At 64.1% G+C, this 16,368-nt stretch carries 18 protein-coding genes and 2 tRNA genes; 10 read left to right on the top strand and 10 right to left on the bottom strand.

What is annotated here, in order from left to right:
• Position 1: 1 nt before the first annotated feature.
• The 4 genes from CHB96_RS11685 to CHB96_RS11670 are packed head-to-tail and all read left to right on the top strand — an operon-like array spanning position 2 to position 3,867.
• Positions 2-1,141 (top strand): isobutyryl-CoA dehydrogenase, encoded by a 1,140-nt coding sequence (locus tag CHB96_RS11685; RefSeq protein WP_089246279.1) that lies wholly within the window; start codon positions 2-4, stop codon positions 1,139-1,141.
• Complete coding sequence (locus tag CHB96_RS11680) at positions 1,138-2,193, top strand: enoyl-CoA hydratase/isomerase family protein (protein WP_089246277.1); 1,056 nt, start codon at positions 1,138-1,140, stop codon at positions 2,191-2,193. Before CHB96_RS11685 ends, CHB96_RS11680 begins: the two co-directional genes overlap by 4 nt.
• On the top strand, positions 2,186-3,094 hold the full coding sequence (gene mmsB / locus CHB96_RS11675; protein WP_089246275.1) for a 3-hydroxyisobutyrate dehydrogenase: 909 nt from the start codon (positions 2,186-2,188) through the stop codon (positions 3,092-3,094). The genes CHB96_RS11680 and mmsB overlap by 8 nt, the downstream gene beginning before the upstream one ends.
• Positions 3,091-3,867, top strand: coding sequence for an enoyl-CoA hydratase (locus tag CHB96_RS11670; RefSeq protein ID WP_089246273.1), 777 nt, complete (start codon positions 3,091-3,093; stop codon positions 3,865-3,867). Before mmsB ends, CHB96_RS11670 begins: the two co-directional genes overlap by 4 nt.
• 6 nt (positions 3,868-3,873) lie before the next feature.
• Here CHB96_RS11670 and CHB96_RS11665 read toward each other — a convergent pair whose 3' ends face one another.
• Positions 3,874-4,758, bottom strand: coding sequence for an Hsp70 family protein (locus tag CHB96_RS11665; protein ID WP_141136475.1), 885 nt, complete (start codon positions 4,756-4,758; stop codon positions 3,874-3,876).
• A 57-nt stretch (positions 4,759-4,815) separates the two neighbouring features.
• On the bottom strand, positions 4,816-5,349 hold the full coding sequence (locus CHB96_RS11660; RefSeq protein ID WP_176444257.1) for a MarR family winged helix-turn-helix transcriptional regulator: 534 nt from the start codon (positions 5,347-5,349) through the stop codon (positions 4,816-4,818).
• Positions 5,350-5,445: 96 nt separating this feature from the next.
• On the opposite strand from CHB96_RS11660, the gene CHB96_RS11655 reads away from it, so the two are divergent.
• A tRNA-Cys gene (locus tag CHB96_RS11655) sits at positions 5,446-5,516 on the top strand.
• Positions 5,517-5,537: 21 nt separating this feature from the next.
• On the opposite strand, the gene CHB96_RS11650 is transcribed toward CHB96_RS11655, so the two are convergent.
• Entirely contained in the window at positions 5,538-5,756 is a 219-nt protein-coding gene (locus CHB96_RS11650) for a hypothetical protein (RefSeq protein WP_141136474.1), read from the bottom strand.
• Between the two features lie 93 nt (positions 5,757-5,849).
• Here CHB96_RS11650 and CHB96_RS11645 point away from each other — a divergent pair, with 93 nt between their 5' ends.
• Complete coding sequence (locus CHB96_RS11645; protein WP_089246724.1) at positions 5,850-6,626, top strand: VOC family protein; 777 nt, start codon at positions 5,850-5,852, stop codon at positions 6,624-6,626.
• Here the strand turns inward: CHB96_RS11645 and CHB96_RS11640 are convergent.
• Complete coding sequence (locus CHB96_RS11640) at positions 6,623-7,090, bottom strand: DUF1707 SHOCT-like domain-containing protein (protein ID WP_245865507.1); 468 nt, start codon at positions 7,088-7,090, stop codon at positions 6,623-6,625. The two genes, CHB96_RS11645 and CHB96_RS11640, sit on opposite strands and share 4 nt — an antisense overlap.
• Positions 7,091-7,146: 56 nt before the next feature.
• On the opposite strand from CHB96_RS11640, the gene CHB96_RS11635 reads away from it, so the two are divergent.
• Positions 7,147-7,677 (top strand): PadR family transcriptional regulator, encoded by a 531-nt coding sequence (locus CHB96_RS11635; RefSeq protein ID WP_245865505.1) that lies wholly within the window; start codon positions 7,147-7,149, stop codon positions 7,675-7,677.
• Here the strand turns inward: CHB96_RS11635 and CHB96_RS11630 are convergent.
• The 4 genes from CHB96_RS11630 to CHB96_RS11615 all read right to left on the bottom strand — a co-directional run bounded on the left by CHB96_RS11630 (position 7,666) and on the right by CHB96_RS11615 (position 11,449).
• Positions 7,666-8,256 carry a class I SAM-dependent DNA methyltransferase gene (locus CHB96_RS11630; RefSeq protein WP_089246265.1) on the bottom strand — a complete coding sequence of 197 codons (591 nt, stop codon included), beginning with the start codon at positions 8,254-8,256 and terminating at the stop codon, positions 7,666-7,668. The two genes, CHB96_RS11635 and CHB96_RS11630, sit on opposite strands and share 12 nt — an antisense overlap.
• A 93-nt stretch (positions 8,257-8,349) precedes the next feature.
• A complete protein-coding gene (locus CHB96_RS11625) occupies positions 8,350-9,501 on the bottom strand; it encodes a sulfotransferase family protein (RefSeq protein ID WP_089246263.1) in 1,152 nt (383 codons plus the stop codon).
• A gap of 8 nt (positions 9,502-9,509) precedes the next feature.
• Complete coding sequence (locus tag CHB96_RS11620) at positions 9,510-10,292, bottom strand: SDR family oxidoreductase (protein WP_089246261.1); 783 nt, start codon at positions 10,290-10,292, stop codon at positions 9,510-9,512.
• The gene (locus CHB96_RS11615) at positions 10,289-11,449 is read right to left on the bottom strand and encodes a hypothetical protein (RefSeq protein WP_089246720.1); all 1,161 of its coding nucleotides are present in this window, start codon (positions 11,447-11,449) and stop codon (positions 10,289-10,291) included. Before CHB96_RS11615 ends, CHB96_RS11620 begins: the two co-directional genes overlap by 4 nt.
• A 73-nt stretch (positions 11,450-11,522) precedes the next feature.
• Here CHB96_RS11615 and cysD point away from each other — a divergent pair, with 73 nt between their 5' ends.
• From cysD to CHB96_RS11600, 3 genes are read left to right on the top strand one after another with little or no spacing between them, the layout of a single operon-like run.
• On the top strand, positions 11,523-12,470 hold the full coding sequence (gene cysD, locus CHB96_RS11610; RefSeq protein ID WP_089246259.1) for a sulfate adenylyltransferase subunit CysD: 948 nt from the start codon (positions 11,523-11,525) through the stop codon (positions 12,468-12,470).
• Positions 12,470-14,299 carry an adenylyl-sulfate kinase gene (gene cysC, locus CHB96_RS11605; protein WP_089246257.1) on the top strand — a complete coding sequence of 610 codons (1,830 nt, stop codon included), beginning with the start codon at positions 12,470-12,472 and terminating at the stop codon, positions 14,297-14,299. Before cysD ends, cysC begins: the two co-directional genes overlap by 1 nt.
• Positions 14,296-15,390 carry a 3'(2'),5'-bisphosphate nucleotidase CysQ gene (locus CHB96_RS11600; protein ID WP_089246255.1) on the top strand — a complete coding sequence of 365 codons (1,095 nt, stop codon included), beginning with the start codon at positions 14,296-14,298 and terminating at the stop codon, positions 15,388-15,390. Before cysC ends, CHB96_RS11600 begins: the two co-directional genes overlap by 4 nt.
• Here the strand turns inward: CHB96_RS11600 and CHB96_RS11595 are convergent.
• Together CHB96_RS11595 and CHB96_RS11590 are read right to left on the bottom strand one after the other, a co-directional pair.
• On the bottom strand, positions 15,374-16,264 hold the full coding sequence (locus CHB96_RS11595; protein ID WP_089246253.1) for a hypothetical protein: 891 nt from the start codon (positions 16,262-16,264) through the stop codon (positions 15,374-15,376). The two genes, CHB96_RS11600 and CHB96_RS11595, sit on opposite strands and share 17 nt — an antisense overlap.
• Before the next feature lie 24 nt (positions 16,265-16,288).
• Positions 16,289-16,361 (bottom strand) — tRNA-Arg (locus CHB96_RS11590).
• Between the last annotated feature and the right edge of the window lie 7 nt (positions 16,362-16,368).

Genomic DNA, 16,368 nt, shown 5'->3' with positions numbered 1-16,368 from the left:
CATGTTCACATTGACCGAAGACGAGCAGGCAATAAACGAAACTGCACGGGATTTCGCCGACGAGTTCCTGGCCCCCAGCGCGGTGGAATGGGATCAGGCCAAGCACTTTCCGGTGGATGTGCTGCGTAAAGCGGCGGGTCTCGGGATGGGTGGGATCTACATCAACGAAGATGTCGGCGGATCGGGCCTGACGCGGCTCGATTCGGTGCGGATCTTCGAGCAGCTCGCGACGGGTGATCCGTCCATCGCGGCCTATATTTCGATCCACAACATGGTGACGTGGATGATCGACACCTACGGCACCGACGACCAGCGTCGCCAGTGGGTTCCCGGACTCTGCTCGATGGATCAGCTGGGTAGCTACTGCCTCACCGAGCCAGGAGCGGGTTCCGACGCGGCGGCCTTGTCCACCAAAGCAGTTCGCGACGGTGACGACTATGTCCTCAACGGCGTCAAGCAGTTCATCTCGGGCGCAGGCACATCGGATGTCTACGTCGTGATGGTCCGCACCGGCGACGCCGGACCCAAGGGCATCACGGCGATCATCGTGCCGAAGGACTCACCGGGTTTGTCGTTCGGTGCGAACGAGAAGAAGATGGGCTGGAATGCCCAACCCACTCGGCAGGTCATCTTCGAGGACGTGCGGGTTCCGGCGGCGAACGTGCTCGGCGACGAGGGCGGCGGCTTCCGGATCGCGATGAACGGTCTCAACGGCGGTCGCTTGAACATCGCGGCGTGCTCGATCGGTGGTGCGCAGAGTGCACTCGACAAGGCGGTCGCGTATCTGCTCGAGCGCAAGGCCTTCGGCAACCGGCTTCTCGATGCGCAGGCTCTGCAGTTCCGGTTGGCGGACATGAAGACCGAGCTCGAGGCCGCTCGGACAATGCTGTGGCGAGCTGCGGACGCACTGCAGAACAATGCTCCCGACAAGGTCGAACTGTGTGCGATGGCAAAAAGATTCGCCACCGACACCGGCTTCGAGGTCGCGAACAATGCACTGCAACTTCTCGGTGGTTACGGGTATCTTGCCGAGTACGGTGTCGAGAAGATCGTCCGCGATCTTCGTGTGCACCAGATCCTCGAAGGGACCAACGAGATCATGCGAGTCGTCGTGGCTCGCTCGATTGTGGGAGCAGCATGACAGAGCCAGAGCCCGAAGTTCTGTTCGACGTTCGGAACGGTGTCGGCCGGATCACCCTGAACCGCCCGAAAGCCATCAACGCGCTCAATCACGCGATGGTGCAACAGATTGCGCCGAAACTCGACGAGTGGGCCACGGACGACTCCGTCGAACTAGTTCTGCTGGTCGGTGCAGGTGAGCGCGGTCTGTGTGCCGGCGGCGACATCGTCTCGATCTATCACGACGCCAAAGAAGGCGGCAGCGGCTCGAAGGACTTCTGGCGCGAGGAGTACATCCTCAACGCTGCGATCGCTCGTTTCGACAAGCCCTACGTCGCCATCATGGACGGCGTTGTCATGGGCGGTGGCGTCGGACTGTCGGCGCATGGCAACACGCGCATCGTCACGGAGCGGTCGAAGATCGCCATGCCCGAGGTCGGCATCGGATTCATCCCCGACGTCGGTGGCACGTACCTCCTCGCGCGCAGCCCCGGCGAGCTCGGCACGCACCTCGGTCTGACGACGGCTCGCATGGATGCAGGCGACGCCATCGCCGCTGGATTCGCCGATCACTACATGCCGTCGGACAATCTCGAGAAATTTTACGACGCACTCGAGTCGAGCTCGTTGGCGGAAGCACTCGACGCTTTCACAGAGGAAGCGCCGGCATCGACTTTGGACGCCTCGAAGGACTGGATCGACCGCTTCTACAGCGCCGCGACGGTCGAACAAATCCTGGAAGGTCTGCGCGGCAGCGGTATTCCCGACGCAGAGAAGGCGGCGTCGGACATCGAGTCGAAGTCGCCTGTGTCGCTGAAGGTGACGCTGAAATCGCTGCGTCGCGCCGCGAAGGCGTCGTCGCTCGAAGAGGTGTTGAACGAGGAGTACCGGGTGTCGCTGGCATCCCTCGAATCACACGACCTCGTCGAGGGCATCCGCGCGCAGGTCGTCGAGAAGGACAGGAACCCGAAGTGGTCGCCCGCGACGCTGGCGGATGTCACGCAGGCCGACGTGGATCGGTACTTCGAATCGCTGGGTAGCTTGGAACTAGGTCTGGAGAAAGCGCATGAGTGAGAAGACTGTAGGTTTCGTCGGACTCGGCCATATGGGTGGCCCGATGGCCGCCAACCTGGTCAAGGCCGGCTACACGGTGCAAGGCTTCGATCTGGTCGAAGCCGCACTGACACAGGCGAAGGCCGACGGCATCACCGTCGTCGAATCCGCCGTGGCTGCAGTGAAAGACGCGGACATTGTCGTCACCATGCTCCCGAACGGGCGTCTGGTGCTCGGCCTCTACGAAGAATTGCTGCCTGCTGCGGCCCCCGGCACGTTGTTCATCGACAGCTCCACCATCGACGTCGCCGACGCCCATGCTGCGCACAAGCTGGTCCAGGCGGCAGGCCACCGCGGTCTCGACGCGCCCGTGTCCGGTGGCGTCGGCGGTGCAGCGGCCGGAACGTTGACGTTCATGGTCGGTGGATCGGAGGAGGACTTCGCCTCTGCCGCAGCAGTTCTCGACGTCATGGGTCGTAAGGTCGTGCACTGTGGTCAGGCAGGCAACGGCCAGGCCGCGAAAATCTGCAACAACATGATCCTCGGCGTCTCGATGATCGCGATCAGCGAGGCATTCGTTCTCGGTGAGAAGCTGGGGCTGAGCAACCAGGCGCTGTACGACGTCTCGTCGACGGCCTCGGGTCAGTGCTGGGCGCTCACCACCAATTGTCCTGTGCCCGGCCCGGTTCCGACGAGCCCCGCCAACAACGACTACAAGCCGGGGTTCGCGGCAGCGTTGATGGACAAAGACCTCGGTCTGGCCGCGAACGCACTGCGCGCCAACGGCGTCGAGGGTCTTCTCGGTCTGCAGGCCGCGGAGATCTACTCCAAGTTCAAGGAGACCTCCGGCGGCGGAACCGATGTCGACTTCTCCGGCATCATCAACGACATCCGCGAGCGTTCGACGGGGGCTGCGGAATGACGGACTACCAGACCATCCTGACGGAACGCCGCGGACGCGTCGGAATCATCACGCTCAACCGCCCGAAGGCGTTGAACGCGTTGAACTCCGAGCTCATGCGCGAAGTCGTGTCCGTCGTCGAGGAATTCGACGCGGATCAGGGCATCGGCGCGATCCTGATCACCGGGTCGGAGAAGGCATTCGCGGCGGGCGCAGACATCAAGGAGATGCAGCCGAAGTCGTACATGGATGTGTACCAGGAAGACTTCTTCAGCGCCTGGGATCGCCTGTCCGCAGCCCGTACACCCATCGTGGCGGCCGTATCCGGGTATGCGCTCGGTGGCGGATGCGAACTTGCGATGATCTGCGACGTCCTGATCGCGTCGGACACCGCGGTGTTCGGTCAGCCCGAGATCAAGCTCGGCGTCATCCCGGGAATCGGTGGCTCACAGCGACTCACACGCGCGGTCGGCAAGGCCAAGGCGATGGAGATGGTGCTGACCGGACGGAACATGAAGGTCGAGGAGGCCGAACGCGCGGGACTCGTCTCACGCATCGTGCCTGCGGCCGAACTGCTCGACGACGCCATCAAGACCGCGGCGACCATCGCGGAAATGTCGCTTCCTGTTGCGATGATGGCGAAGGACGCCGTGAATCGGTCGTTCGAATCGTCTCTGGCAGAGGGCGTTCGGTTCGAACGTCGACTGTTCCACTCGACGTTCGCCACCGAGGACCAGAAGGAAGGCATGGCCGCGTTCGTCGAGAAGCGGCAAGCCAAGTTCGTCAACCGCTGAGGCGAGTCAGCCCTGCTGATCCACGGACAGCAGGGCTGCGCCTCGCGCCGACACCAGTTCGGGACGGTCGGGTACGTGTGTACGCAGACCGATGTGGCGTTCGAACGACGCGCCGATCGACGAGACGTTCGCACCACCGCCGACCAGCACGATCGACGACGGCTTCACTCCCGATAGCTCGATCGTCTGGTCGACCACCATCGTGGCGTAGCGCACCGGCCCGGCGATCATGTCCTCGAAGTCCTTTCGAGTGAGGACATGGTGTCCGGGCCCATCTGCGTTGTGTGCGTTGACGACTCCGCCGATGCCGAGCTGCTCTTTCAGAAGACGCGACCGATCGACACCGATACGCACCCCGTTCGACGCGAGGTGGCGTCGTATCAGGTGATCCAGGTCATCGCCGCAGAACGTGGAAGTTCTTCGCGCCGTGACGGTTTCGCCTCCGGCGAGGTCGACCACCGACGCAGTCATTCCGGTGCTTCCCATGTCGCACACGACCGTCGAACCATGGTTGGGAACCGTTCCGGTGAATCGCAGATACCGCAGCTGTGCGTCGGTTTCGTGCACGAGGGCCGACGGTCGTGCGTCGCCGTGCGCTGTGATGGCGTCGGCATCTTCGCTGACGCGATAGGCGATCGCGGAGTGACCAACCTGCAGAGCCAGTTTCGACGCTACTGAATGAAGTGCGGATACGCCGTCGGACACCGCGGAGACGAGCGACTGCCCAGCACGTCTACGCACGGTGCGCGATGCGATGGGTGCGCGATGCGGACTGTCCAGATACGTCAGGATCGCGCGTGCCCCATGTGCACCTGCCCCGACACCGACGACCAACACTGCTGACTCCAACCTGCGCGCAGCCCCCGCCGCACGCACGTCGTATTTGATCATGAAACCTACGTGAGTGAAAATGTATAGCCCTCTATGCATTTTCACTCACAAGGAGAGTCACCAGGTCGAGGTGGTTCCCGCGTCGTCGAAATCCCCGGCGGTACGCCTCAGTTCGGCGAGGATGCGTACCAGCGATGTCAGGCGTTCCTTCGCGAGACCCGGCTTGCCGAACACCTGGTCGTTGAGTTTCTCGGTGGCGTCGACCGCCAGCTTTCGGCCCTCTTCGGTGATTTCCACCAACGTCGTCCGACGGTCGCTCGGATGCGGTGTGCGCTGGACGTATCCGGCGGCTTCGAGGCGATCCACCGCGTTGGTGACGCTGGTGGGGTGGACCTGAAGGCGTGCACTGGCCTTGGCCATGGGGAGTGCGCCGTTCTTCGTGAACGTCAGGAGCGTCAGCAGTTCGTATCGCGAGAACGTCAATCCTGTGGGCTTGAGCACCTCTTCGACGCGGGCCAGCATGATCTGCTGCGCGCGCATCAACGAAGTGACAGCGGCCATTCCGTCGGCGGCGTCTCCCCATCCATGCGCGGCCCACTGACGATGGGCTTCTGCAATGGGATCGAGGGGAAGTGGCGACGATGAAGACATGTCGTCCATCCTCCCACGGCGCGTCAGCGTACGTTCGAATCACGCTGATTCGAAGCATGGTCGACGCGTGGTCGAGACGGCATAGTTCTAGTCGATGCGGGTGTGGCTGAGTGGCTAGGCACCGGCCTGCAAAGCCGTTTACACGGGTTCGAATCCCGTCGCTCGCTCGATGAAGAAGTCGGGGCCGGTCAACGACCGGCTCCGACTTTCTCCTTTCGGTAGGCGCCGGAGAATCGGTGTTCCCACCCGGTCTCCGCGAGGCGGAACCCTTCCCATCGGCGTCCGTCGAGCTCACGACGGTTGACGGTCGCCGCCGACACCATCCACGCCATCGCGCGAGTGTCCGACGGGAGTTCGGTTTGAGCGAGCACGGCGTCGTCGGCGCCGCGCAACTGGTATGTAGCCATGCTCACTACATTCCACGGCGTAGCTGTGAGGAAACATGCATTCGGGCTGCGATTGTGCTGTGAGTGTCAGAGGTGCCGCGTACGTTGTGGGGCATGCCTGCCAAGGAATACCTGGTCGACGCCCCATGCTGGGTCGACCTCACCAGCTCGGATCCCAGTACCGTCGTCCCGTTCTACAACGGGCTGTTCGGCTGGGAGGCCGATGTCAGCAAAGAAGCCGAGTACGGCGGATACACCACGTTCTTCAAGGACGGGGTGGCCGTCGCCGGCCTCGGCGGTCAGATGCCGGGGACCACGGTGACCAACGTCTGGAACACCTACATCGGATCGGCCGACGCGAATGCGACCGTCGCTCGGGCAACAGACGCGGGAGGCCAGGTTCTGTGCCCGGCGATGCAGGTCGGGGATCAGGGCACGATGGCACTCGTCGTCGATGCCGGGGGAGCGATCGCCGGTGTCTGGCAGCCCAATCGGCACCGGGGCTACGGACTGTGGGGTGAACACGGAACTCCGGTGTGGCACGAGCAGTTCACGCGTGGTTACAGAGCGGCGCTGGCCTTCTACGAGTCGGTGTTCGACTGGACGTACGACGTCCTGGGCGACACCGACGAGTTTCGATACTCGCAGGGCATCGTCGGCGGCGACATGATCGCCGGAATCATGGACGCCGAAGTATTCCTGCCGGCAGACGTCCCGTCTCACTGGAGGCTCTACATCGGAGTGGACGACACCGACGCAGCCGTGGAGAAGGTGAAGGACTTGGGTGGCACGGTCGTGGACGCCGCGGAAGACTCACCGTTCGGACGCATCGCAGGCATCGCGGACCCACTGGGCGCGCGCCTTCAGATCGCGTCGATCGTTCGGTCCTAGACGCGCATCCGTGCACAACCCATCTGCATTCCGGTCACGCGCTGCAATGCAAGCATCGCGCCCCACGGGCCGATCACCCACACCGGCCAGAAGCAGAGGAACGTCCCCGTCGCGATCGATGTGACACCCCAGATGACCAGGCAGAGCGCGCCGACGGCTGCCCACACCGCCACTTCTCGATCGACGCGCGTCGGTGTGACAACAGGCTTCTCGACGGCGGAAGGCAAGTCGTCGAACACCTGCGCCAGATCGGCACGCGTCACCGCGGCGTAGACGCGTGCGGCGCGGGTGTCGAAGTCGTCGATCGACAGCCGACCTGTTGCAACGTGGCTGGTCAGCGCTTCGACGGCGTCGTCGCGGTCTGCGTCGGACACACGGGAGGCAGGAGAATGGTGCACGGACGGTTGGTAGGACATCGAGATCTCCGAACCGGTCGGGGCGGACGTTCCATTGTGGAATGTCACTGCGCTCCAGCATCGACCTCCCACTGTGGAATGTCAAGGTGTGTGACGATGGAGCGGTGACCGACTCGCCGCTCAACGCCACCGCCGCCTCGCTCCTCGGGTTCCTGCACGACGGTGCGATGACAGGCTGGGACCTGCATGCGACGGCAGAGGCATGCATCGGCGGATTCTGGACCGTGACGCGCAGCCAGGTCTACCGAGAGTTGTCGGCGTTGTCCGCGCGTGGCTTCGTAGAGGAGGGCGACGTCGGCGCACGGGCGCAGAAGCCGTTCACCATCACCGACGCCGGCCGAGCTGCGTTCACCGAATGGATCGACCGCGATCCAGGGGAAGCCAACATCCGCCACCCATTGCTGCTGACCATCGCGTTCGGCAAGCACCTTGAACCCGCCCGTCGGGCGGAGATTCTCCACGAGCATCGCCGACGCCATGAGCAGGTCCTGGAAGGCTACTTGGCTCAGCAGCAGGCACACGCCGATCAGCGGACGGTATTCGATTCCGCCACACTCGATTTCGGGATCCGTTACGAAAAGGCGACGCTCGACTGGTTCGACGCGCTGCCAGATGAGTTGACGTCAGGCCAGTAGTCCGGAGGGGCGAGCAACCGTGACGGCCCAGTCCGCGCCGTCGTGCCACGTCCGCAGATCCCACGTCGCAAACCGCTGTTCGACGCGTAAGCCCGCGGCGGCGAGGTCGTCGTCGAATTGCTCGACGGTGTACTGCCGGTCCGTCGCGAAGCCGGCAACGAATACTGCAGTCGGGTTCATATGTGCCGCAATGCGTTCGAGTGCTGCTCGCTCGGTCCCTGGCGTCATGAAGACCATGACATTGCCCGCGGCGACCACGCAATCGAAGGTCTCGCCCAGTTCGAGTGCAGTCAGATCCGCCTGGTGCACCGTGATCGCAGTGTGCGCTCGCGCGGCCTCGACGAACACCGGATCGAGGTCGACGGCGGTGACCGTATGACCCCTCCTCGCGAGTTCCGCGCCGAGACGTGCTGTGCCACAACCGGCGTCGAGTATCGAACTCCCGGGGGCCACCACTGCATCGACCATCCGCGCTTCACCGTGTAGATCGACTCCCGACGCCTCGAGCCTGTCGAAGCGTCGGACGTACTGCCGCGATTGGTCCTCGGTGTTCTCGCTCTGCCATCGTGTCGGGGCCATTGCGCCAGACTAACCCGGGCCCCCGGTGAGCGAATGCCTCCTTCGCTCACTCTGAGTGACCGAATGTCACCCTCGCTCCAGAGTCCAAGACAGTCAGCCACCTCCCACACCCAACCGCCGGTCGACCTCGTCACCGTCGAGCCCGAAGTCCCCGAGGGTGTACTTGTGCGCAGGCTTTCGACCCCCGCGGCGGCTATCGGCGTGCATGGCCTCCATCTGTTCGCGAGCGTCCGAGGTCAGGTCCAGACCGAAATGGAGGTACACCCGCTCGACGGTGCCGAGGGGGTCGGCGACGAAGTCGTGGTAGTCGACGTCGTAGAACTGGGCTGAATCAGCCCGGGCCCGAGCAGCCGCGAACATTCCCAACCCCCGCTCCCACAGGTCCAGCTGGGTACTGCCGATGACGTCGCCGACGAATTTCTCACTCCAGCCTGCCGTCGCGTGTTCGGCGAGACTGCACATCGACGGCATGATCGTGCGCGGTTCGCGGTGCATCTGGATGACGAGTGCGTCCGGGTAGACCTGCAGCAACTCGTCGAGTGCGAAGAGGTGGCTCGGGTTCTTGAGCACCCACCGTCGGTCGGCGTCGTGCAATCCGATGAGCTGCAGGTTGCGACGGTGCCGACCGTACGCACCGAGCCAACTCTGCTCGGCGAGCCACGACGAGTACGTCGGCAGATACGCCAGACACTCGTAGGCGATGGAATGCACGGACTGCCGGAGCAGCTGCCAGCATTCCTCGACCTCGGCGGCCGACATGTAGTGCACACCCATGAATTCGGGGTGTTCGACGTGATGCTGTTCGAATCCCTTCTCGATTCCGGCGAACACCGGATTCGCTTCCCACCCCGAACGCGGCGGCCGAGGCTGTGGCACCTCCGTCAGCCACATCTCCAATCCCTGGTGCGACGGGTCGACAGTCAGAAGTCGGTGCAGCGCAGTGGTTCCCGTACGTGGCAACCCGGTGACGAAGATAGGCCGGTCGATCGGGACCGACGCATACTCCGGATTCTGCTTCCACGATTGTTCGCTCAGCAACCGAGCAACGAGCGCACCGCGCAGGAAGTAGCGGTTCATTTTCGACCCCAGTGCCGTCAGCTCCGCATCCCGACTGTACGAATCCAGCAGCACGCCAAGCGCTTCCACGTAGTCGTCGTCGCCGAAATCCGACAACCCCGTCACCCGTGTCGCCGACGCGTGCAAGTCCTCCACTGTGCCGACATCGGTGCGTTCCGTGCTGGTCATGGCAACTCCTAGTGGTGGTATTCGCCGCAGTTGACGTCGAGGCATTGGCCGGTGATCGCACGCGCTCGCGACGACGCGAGAAACACGACGGCGTCGGCGACCTCGTCGGGTTCGGGGAGACGACGAAGATCGATCGCCGACGCGGTCTGCTCGTATATCTGCTCGCTCGTCGTCCCGTACTTCTGTGCCATGTGCGCGAAGTATCCCTGCAGCGTCTCACCCCAGATGTAGCCCGGTGCAACAGTATTGACGCGTATCCCGTGCGGGCCGAGCTCGCTCGCCAGGGTTTGCGACATTGCCAGCAACGACGCCTTGGCGATCTTGTACCCACCGTATTTCGGCTGGGAGTGCCTGATCACCGCCGAGTTGATCATGACGATCGAGCCGTGCGACGCTGTCAGTGCAGGAGTGAACAGGTGCGACAGCCGCAGGGTCCCGAACAGTGACAGCTCGAGTCCTCGTTGGATCGAGCTGAAAGCTGTGTGGGCCAAGTCTTTCATCGACGGAATCGCGAAGGCGTTGTTGATCAGCGCATCGACGTGCCCGTAGGCGTCGACGGCACGGACAGCGAGGTTCGTCGCCGATTCTTCGTCGGTGATGTCGGTGGGAATCACCACTGCCCGACGTCCGAGGCCGGCCACCTCCTTCGCGACGTCGTCGAGGTAGCTCGGGGTACGCGCGGCCAGTACGAGGTCGGCACCCTCCGCAGCGCTCCGCAGTGCGATCGATCTGCCCAGCGAGGGCCCCACCCCTGATACGACGACGACCCTGCCGTCGAGCAGGCCGGTCATCCGAGCATCCGCGCGGCTACGGCATCACGTCGTGCGGTGATGCGACGGGCGAAGTCCTCGGCCGAGATCTTGTTCTGCTCGTAGTAGGGCAGGCGCGAGGCCACCTGATCGAAGTCGACCACCTCGACGCTCGGTCCGTCGGCTGCCGTCATCTCCCGTGCCACACGCTGCCACCGGAACTGGGCGTACCCGCGGGCATGTCCGGTGGTCTCGATCCAGTTGGCCACGTGAGGATTTCGTTCGCTGACGACGAGTCTGATGTTCCCGTCCGGATCCGTCTGTGCCTGCTCCGACGTCAGCGACGTCTGATGGTCGATGTAGTCGAGGGAGATGTACCACAGGCTGCCGAGCTGGAATCCTTGGTACGGCGCATCGGATTTCGGGACGGTGATGATCATCGCCTGATCGGCGGTCAGTTCGTAGTGCCCGGCCGACGAGTACTGAGTGCTGAGTCCACCTGGCGTCAACCGTGGTTCGGTCATCGTGTTGACGTCGAGGTCGAGATAGAACCACTGCGGGAACTGCAGAAACGTGTTCAACCGACCTAGGAGCATCTTGCCTGCCGTCGAATATCGCTTGGCAACAGAGTCTTTCGACACCGGCTCGGGTGACTCTCCTTCGCTCCCTGCCCGTCGAATGGTCAGGGTGCCGCGCTCGGCCGACCAGTCGCTGTAGACCTCCCGCACGACGAGCATCGACGACCCGGGTCCGAGAGTGAAGTGGTTCGGCAGGTCCGATGCCCGCCCGAAATGTAGTTCGAACGCCCCGTCGGCGTCGATGTGGATCTGCCGATCGTCGAACGCGGTGAGGCTGTCCGGCACATCGACGGGGGAGTAGTCGCCCTTCAGGATCTGGAAGCTGAGATCGGTTGTGGTACCGCGCCTTCCGGACACGACGTATTCCTGGTCGTCACGAATGTTCGCGTGGAAGTACAGTGTGTCGGGGTTGTCGAGGCCCATCTTGGTGTACGGACCGGTGGACGATGCGAAGAAGGGAAAGTCGGGGTCGTACGCCCACGCCATCTGGATCGATGCCCGGATGTTGCCGGCCAGGTAGTCGTAGCCCTCGGCAAGGTCCCGCTCGTCCCGAACATGAGGCGCGTCCTCGATGATCTTCTCTGCGGTGACGATCGCGTCGGCAAGTGGGTCGGTGAGCACTCGCATCTCCTCGTTCCGTATAAATAGAACAGGTTCTAGTATGTGAGACTATGATAAGCATCGCGCGTGGTCAATGTGCGCCCGCGGTGGTGTAACGAGTTCTATCAGGGAGGGTGGGGTGACCTCGACCGACTACGAGCTGTCGCATCTCGGCGCGCTGGAAGCCGAGGCAGTGCACATCTTCCGCGAGGTGGCGGCCACCGCCGAGCGCCCGGTACTGCTGTTCTCGGGAGGCAAGGATTCCGTCGTCATGCTGCATGTCGCGGCCAAGGCGTTCTGGCCGGCGCGAATTCCGTTCGCGGCGTTGCACATCGATACCGGGCACAACTTCGACGAGGTCATCGAGTTTCGTGACCGCACCGTCGCCGACCTCGATGTCTCGTTGCTCGTCGCCCGCGTCCAGGACGACCTCGACGCCGGCCGCTCCGTCGAGGAGCCAGGCGGTTCGCGTAACCGACTGCAGACCAGAACATTGCTTCGAGCGATCGAGGAGAACCGGTTCGACGTCGTGTTCGGGGGAGCGCGTCGTGACGAGGAGAAAGCGCGCGCCAAAGAGCGAGTCTTCAGCTTTCGAGACGAACACGGCCAGTGGGATCCACGCAAGCAGCGGCCGGAACTGTGGCAGCTGTACAACGGTCGTCATCGACGAGGTGAGCAGTGTCGTGTCTTCCCGTTGTCCAACTGGACCGAACTCGACATCTGGCAGTACATCGCCGCCGAGCGCATCGTGCTTCCGCCCCTGTATTACGCACACCGTCGAATGGTCTTCGCGCGCGACGGAATGTTGCTCGCCGCAACTCGTTTCGTCGATCCCGACGAGGCGCCCTTCGAGGCCCTCGTCCGTTTTCGAACCGTCGGCGACGCAACATGCACGGGGTGCGTGCAGTCCGCAGCTGCCGATGCTGCTGCCGTCGTCGCCGAGATCGCCGCCTCCCGAACCACCGAACGCGGTGCGACGCGCGCCGACGACCGCATCTCGGAGACGGGCATGGAAGATCGCAAGAAGGAAGGCTACTTCTGATGTCGCAGCTGCTCAGGGTCGCCACTGCAGGCAGCGTCGACGACGGCAAGTCGACGTTGATCGGCAGGCTGCTGTACGACTCGAAGGCGATCTTCGAGGACCAGTGGGACGCGGTGGAACGTTCGTCGCGCGAACGTGGCGGCGATGCCGCCGATCTCGCGTTGCTGACCGACGGGTTGCGCGCCGAGCGAGAGCAGGGCATTACCATCGACGTCGCGTACCGTTACTTCTCCACTCCGCGAAGGACATTCATCATCGCGGACACCCCGGGCCACGTTCAGTACACCCGCAACATGGTGACGGGTGCGTCGACGGCCGATCTCGCGCTGATTCTCGTCGACGCTCGGGCAGGCGTGCTTCAGCAGACGAAGCGCCACGCGTTTCTGGCGTCGCTGCTCGGCATCGCGCACCTCGTGTTGTGTATCAACAAGATGGACCTGGTCGACTGGTCCGAGGACAGGTTCGAGGAGATCAAGGCCGACTTCGCGGCGTTCGCGGCCAAGCTCGACGTCCACGATCTGACGTTCGTCCCGATGTGCGCCCGCGATGGCGACAACGTCGTGCACCGAACCCAGTCGATGCCCTGGTACACCGGTGCCTCGCTGCTGCACCTGCTCGAGGACGTGCACGTAGCGTCGGACCGCAACCTCATCGACGCGCGGTTTCCGGTCCAATACGTCGTCAGGCCCAGGAACGGCAGTGACTTCCGGGGTCTGGCCGGGACGGTCGCGGGCGGAACCTTCGCCCCCGGAGACGACGTCGTGGTGCTGCCCTCCGGTTTTCAGACGACCATCGCGGCGGTCTGGGGGCCGGGCGGCGCGTCCATGGCGGCGGGGTTCGCGTCGTCGGCGGTGTGTATCGAACTGGGTGATGCACTCGACGTCGGACGTGGTGACATGCTGTGCAGGCCGAACAACCGTCCCGAGATCGGTACGGAGATCGACGCCATGGTGTGTTGGCTCGCCGAGGGCTCCGAACTGCGCACCGACGACCGGTACATGCTGATGCACACGACGAACACGACGGTCGCGCGCATCACTCGGCTCGACTATCGGCTGGACGTGGACACACTCCACCGCGACAAGGGCTCGACTGCGTTGGCGCTCAACGACATCGGGCGAGTGCGGATCAGAACCCAGAATCCGCTGTTCTTCGACCCGTATCGCCGCAATCGCGTGACCGGCAGCTTTTTGCTCGTCGACGAGACCACGGGTGCCACCGTCGCAGCAGGAATGATCGGCGGGCCTGCGCTCGCGGCGTCGAACGTCGTGTGGCATGCCGCGCGCGTCGAGCGCGAGAATCGGGCGACGCGAGGGGCGACGGTATGGCTGACCGGGCTGTCGGCGTCGGGCAAATCGACGATCGCCGCGGAACTCGAACGGATTCTGGTGGCGTCGGGCCGTCCTGCATATCGCCTCGACGGCGACAACCTGAGGCACGGTCTCAATTCGGACCTGGGCTTCGACCGGGCCGGCCGCTCCGAGAACGTGCGACGGGTCGGCGAGGTCGCCGAACTGATGTCCGACGCGGGGCTCGTCGCCATCGCGTGCCTCATCAGCCCGTATCGAACCGACCGCGACGAGGTGCGTCGAATTCACGAACGAGCAGGCCTTCCGTTCTTCGAGGTCTATGTCGACACGCCCGTCGACGTGTGTGCCGAGCGGGACCCGAAAGGTATGTACGCCAAGGCGCGTGCCGGTGAGATCACCGGATTCACCGGCGTCGACGACCCGTACGAAACTCCCGACCACGCCGACCTCGTTCTTCACCCGTCCGATGGCGATCCGACGACACAAGCAGCTCGTATTGTGGAATTGTTGGGCGCGTGACGCATTCGACACAGCAGGACAGTGAATTCGCAGCCGACGTCGCGCGCGCGGCCGGGGAACTTCTGCTCCGGATCCGCGACACCAGCGACGTGCGGGGACGTGAGTTGGGTCGACTCGGTGACACGCAGGCCAACGACCTGATTCTGAATCGTGTGCGGGCCGAGCGACCGGGAGATTCGGTGCTGTCCGAGGAGTCGGCCGACGATCTCACCAGGCTCGACGCGTCACGAGTCTGGATCATCGACCCGCTCGATGGATCCCGTGAATACGGCATGGCCGGTCGCGGCGACTGGGCGGTTCACGTGGGCCTGTGGGAGGCAGGGAAGGGGATGACTGCATCTGCCGTCGCGCAGCCGGCTCTGGGGGTCGTCTACTCCACTGCGGACGTGACGCTGTCGCCTGCGGTCGATCGCAGGCCGCAGCTCGTCGTCAGCGACAGCCGGCCGCCGTATTACATGGACGCACTGGCGGCGGACGTCGGCGGCGATGTCGTCACGATGGGATCAGCCGGTGCCAAGGCGATGGCGGTGGTACGCGGTGACGTCGACGCGTACGTCCATTCGGGTGGTCAGTGGGAGTGGGATTCGGCCGCGCCCGTCGGGGTGGCGCTGGCAGCTGGACTGCACTGCTCGCGCATCGACGGAGAGCCGTTGACGTACAACAACTCTCACCCGTACGTTCCGGATCTCCTGATCTGCCGCCCCGAACTCGCCGAGCCGCTCCTGCGTGGAATCGCGACGCACGCCACCCGCGAGGCCGATTCCGGACGTGTCGCGATGGCGCGCGAATACATCAAGGCTCTCGTCAGCCACGACGCCACCAAACTACGACTCGCCGACGCGTGCCGCCGTGTCGAGAACGGCCGAAGCACCGGCGACACAGGGCAATTCATCTGCGACGACCTGGAGCAGGGCCAGCAGTACAAGCCCATCGTCGCAGTGCGCGAGCTAAATCTGCGCGAATGGGGAAGCAACGTCGTCGGGCGCTATCTGCTCGACCTCGACGGCGGAATCACCGTGTCCGTCACCGAGCACTTCGAGATCCCGGCAGGCGACATCACTGCCATCACCGCGATCATCGAGCCTGCGTAGCGCGGTCCACGGCGTTCTGTGCTTCCTCCGTCCGCGCTTCGGCGTCGGTGAGCACTCTCTTCAGCCGCCGTGCTTCACGATCGGTCGACTTCACGGCCCGACGCGCGTCGGCCTCCTGCTCCTCGGCCTCGTGTAGTTCGTCCCTCAAGCGAGCGAGGCGTTCCTTGACCTCGGCGAGACTCTCCTCGGCGGATTCCGCTTCTACACGGGCGGATTCGGCGGCCACGCGCGCGGACGCCTCGTCCTCCCTCGCGTCGTCGAGCTCTTCCTGGGCTTGGTCGAGCAGCTCCTTGGCTCGCTCGAGAGCCTCCTGGTCGACGGAATCGTCCTCTTCCTGGGCGACGACCTCGTCCTCGGCGGGCTCTTCCGGATCCGGCGCCAGCGTCAACATCGCCGGACCGAACCCGCTGTACGACTCCGCGGTCACGACGCGCCCCGCGCGCACCCGCTCGGCGATCTCCGGATCGGCGAGAGCCGCGTTCAGGGTCTGGCCGATTTCGCGCTCCGCGTCGGCACCAGGCTTGCCGTGCTCGGCCGCGATCTTCACTGCTCGACGCGTCAGCGCCCGTATCGCCTGCTGTCGGGCTCCGGAGAGTTCCTTGAGCGCGTCGGTCGCGGAACGTCTTTGAGCGTCGCGCAGACTGTCGCCGAGGTCGAACAATTCGGCGATGTCCTCCGGTTCCTCGCGAACCAGTAGGTTGACCATCCACCCGACCACGGTGGGTTTGCGCAGCGCCCCGATAGCGGTTGTTGTCTTACGGTCGCCTGCCTGACGCGCGCGGGCAACGGCGTCCTTGCGTGCGGCAACGAACTCGGATGGATCGAGCGCATACAGCTCGTCGGCTACCTCGTCGACATCGACTTGATCGGGCACACCGCAATACTCGCAAAGAATGTGTGCCCCCGGCAGGATTCGAACCTGCGGCCTTTCGCTCCGGAGGCGAACGCTCTATCCCCTGAGCTACGGGGGCCAGGGCG

Origin of the sequence: Rhodococcoides kyotonense (assembly GCF_900188125.1) — a bacterium.
Taxonomy (GTDB): Bacteria; Actinomycetota; Actinomycetes; order Mycobacteriales; family Mycobacteriaceae; genus Rhodococcoides; species Rhodococcoides kyotonense.
This window is presented reverse-complemented; position numbering and strand designations above follow the sequence as displayed.

What these genes read in the sequence shown, in the direction of transcription:
- CHB96_RS11685 (WP_089246279.1), top strand. Translation starts at nt 2, where the DNA reads ATGTTCACATTGACCGAAGACGAGCAGGCAATAAACGAAACTGCACGG.
- CHB96_RS11680 (WP_089246277.1), top strand. Translation starts at nt 1,138, where the DNA reads ATGACAGAGCCAGAGCCCGAAGTTCTGTTCGACGTTCGGAACGGTGTC.
- mmsB (WP_089246275.1), top strand. Translation starts at nt 2,186, where the DNA reads ATGAGTGAGAAGACTGTAGGTTTCGTCGGACTCGGCCATATGGGTGGC.
- CHB96_RS11670 (WP_089246273.1), top strand. Translation starts at nt 3,091, where the DNA reads ATGACGGACTACCAGACCATCCTGACGGAACGCCGCGGACGCGTCGGA.
- CHB96_RS11665 (WP_141136475.1), bottom strand. Translation starts at nt 4,758, where the DNA reads ATGATCAAATACGACGTGCGTGCGGCGGGGGCTGCGCGCAGGTTGGAG.
- CHB96_RS11660 (WP_176444257.1), bottom strand. Translation starts at nt 5,349, where the DNA reads ATGTCTTCATCGTCGCCACTTCCCCTCGATCCCATTGCAGAAGCCCAT.
- CHB96_RS11650 (WP_141136474.1), bottom strand. Translation starts at nt 5,756, where the DNA reads ATGGCTACATACCAGTTGCGCGGCGCCGACGACGCCGTGCTCGCTCAA.
- CHB96_RS11645 (WP_089246724.1), top strand. Translation starts at nt 5,850, where the DNA reads ATGCCTGCCAAGGAATACCTGGTCGACGCCCCATGCTGGGTCGACCTC.
- CHB96_RS11630 (WP_089246265.1), bottom strand. Translation starts at nt 8,256, where the DNA reads ATGGCCCCGACACGATGGCAGAGCGAGAACACCGAGGACCAATCGCGG.
- CHB96_RS11625 (WP_089246263.1), bottom strand. Translation starts at nt 9,501, where the DNA reads ATGACCAGCACGGAACGCACCGATGTCGGCACAGTGGAGGACTTGCAC.
- CHB96_RS11620 (WP_089246261.1), bottom strand. Translation starts at nt 10,292, where the DNA reads ATGACCGGCCTGCTCGACGGCAGGGTCGTCGTCGTATCAGGGGTGGGG.
- cysD (WP_089246259.1), top strand. Translation starts at nt 11,523, where the DNA reads ATGTGCGCCCGCGGTGGTGTAACGAGTTCTATCAGGGAGGGTGGGGTG.
- cysC (WP_089246257.1), top strand. Translation starts at nt 12,470, where the DNA reads ATGTCGCAGCTGCTCAGGGTCGCCACTGCAGGCAGCGTCGACGACGGC.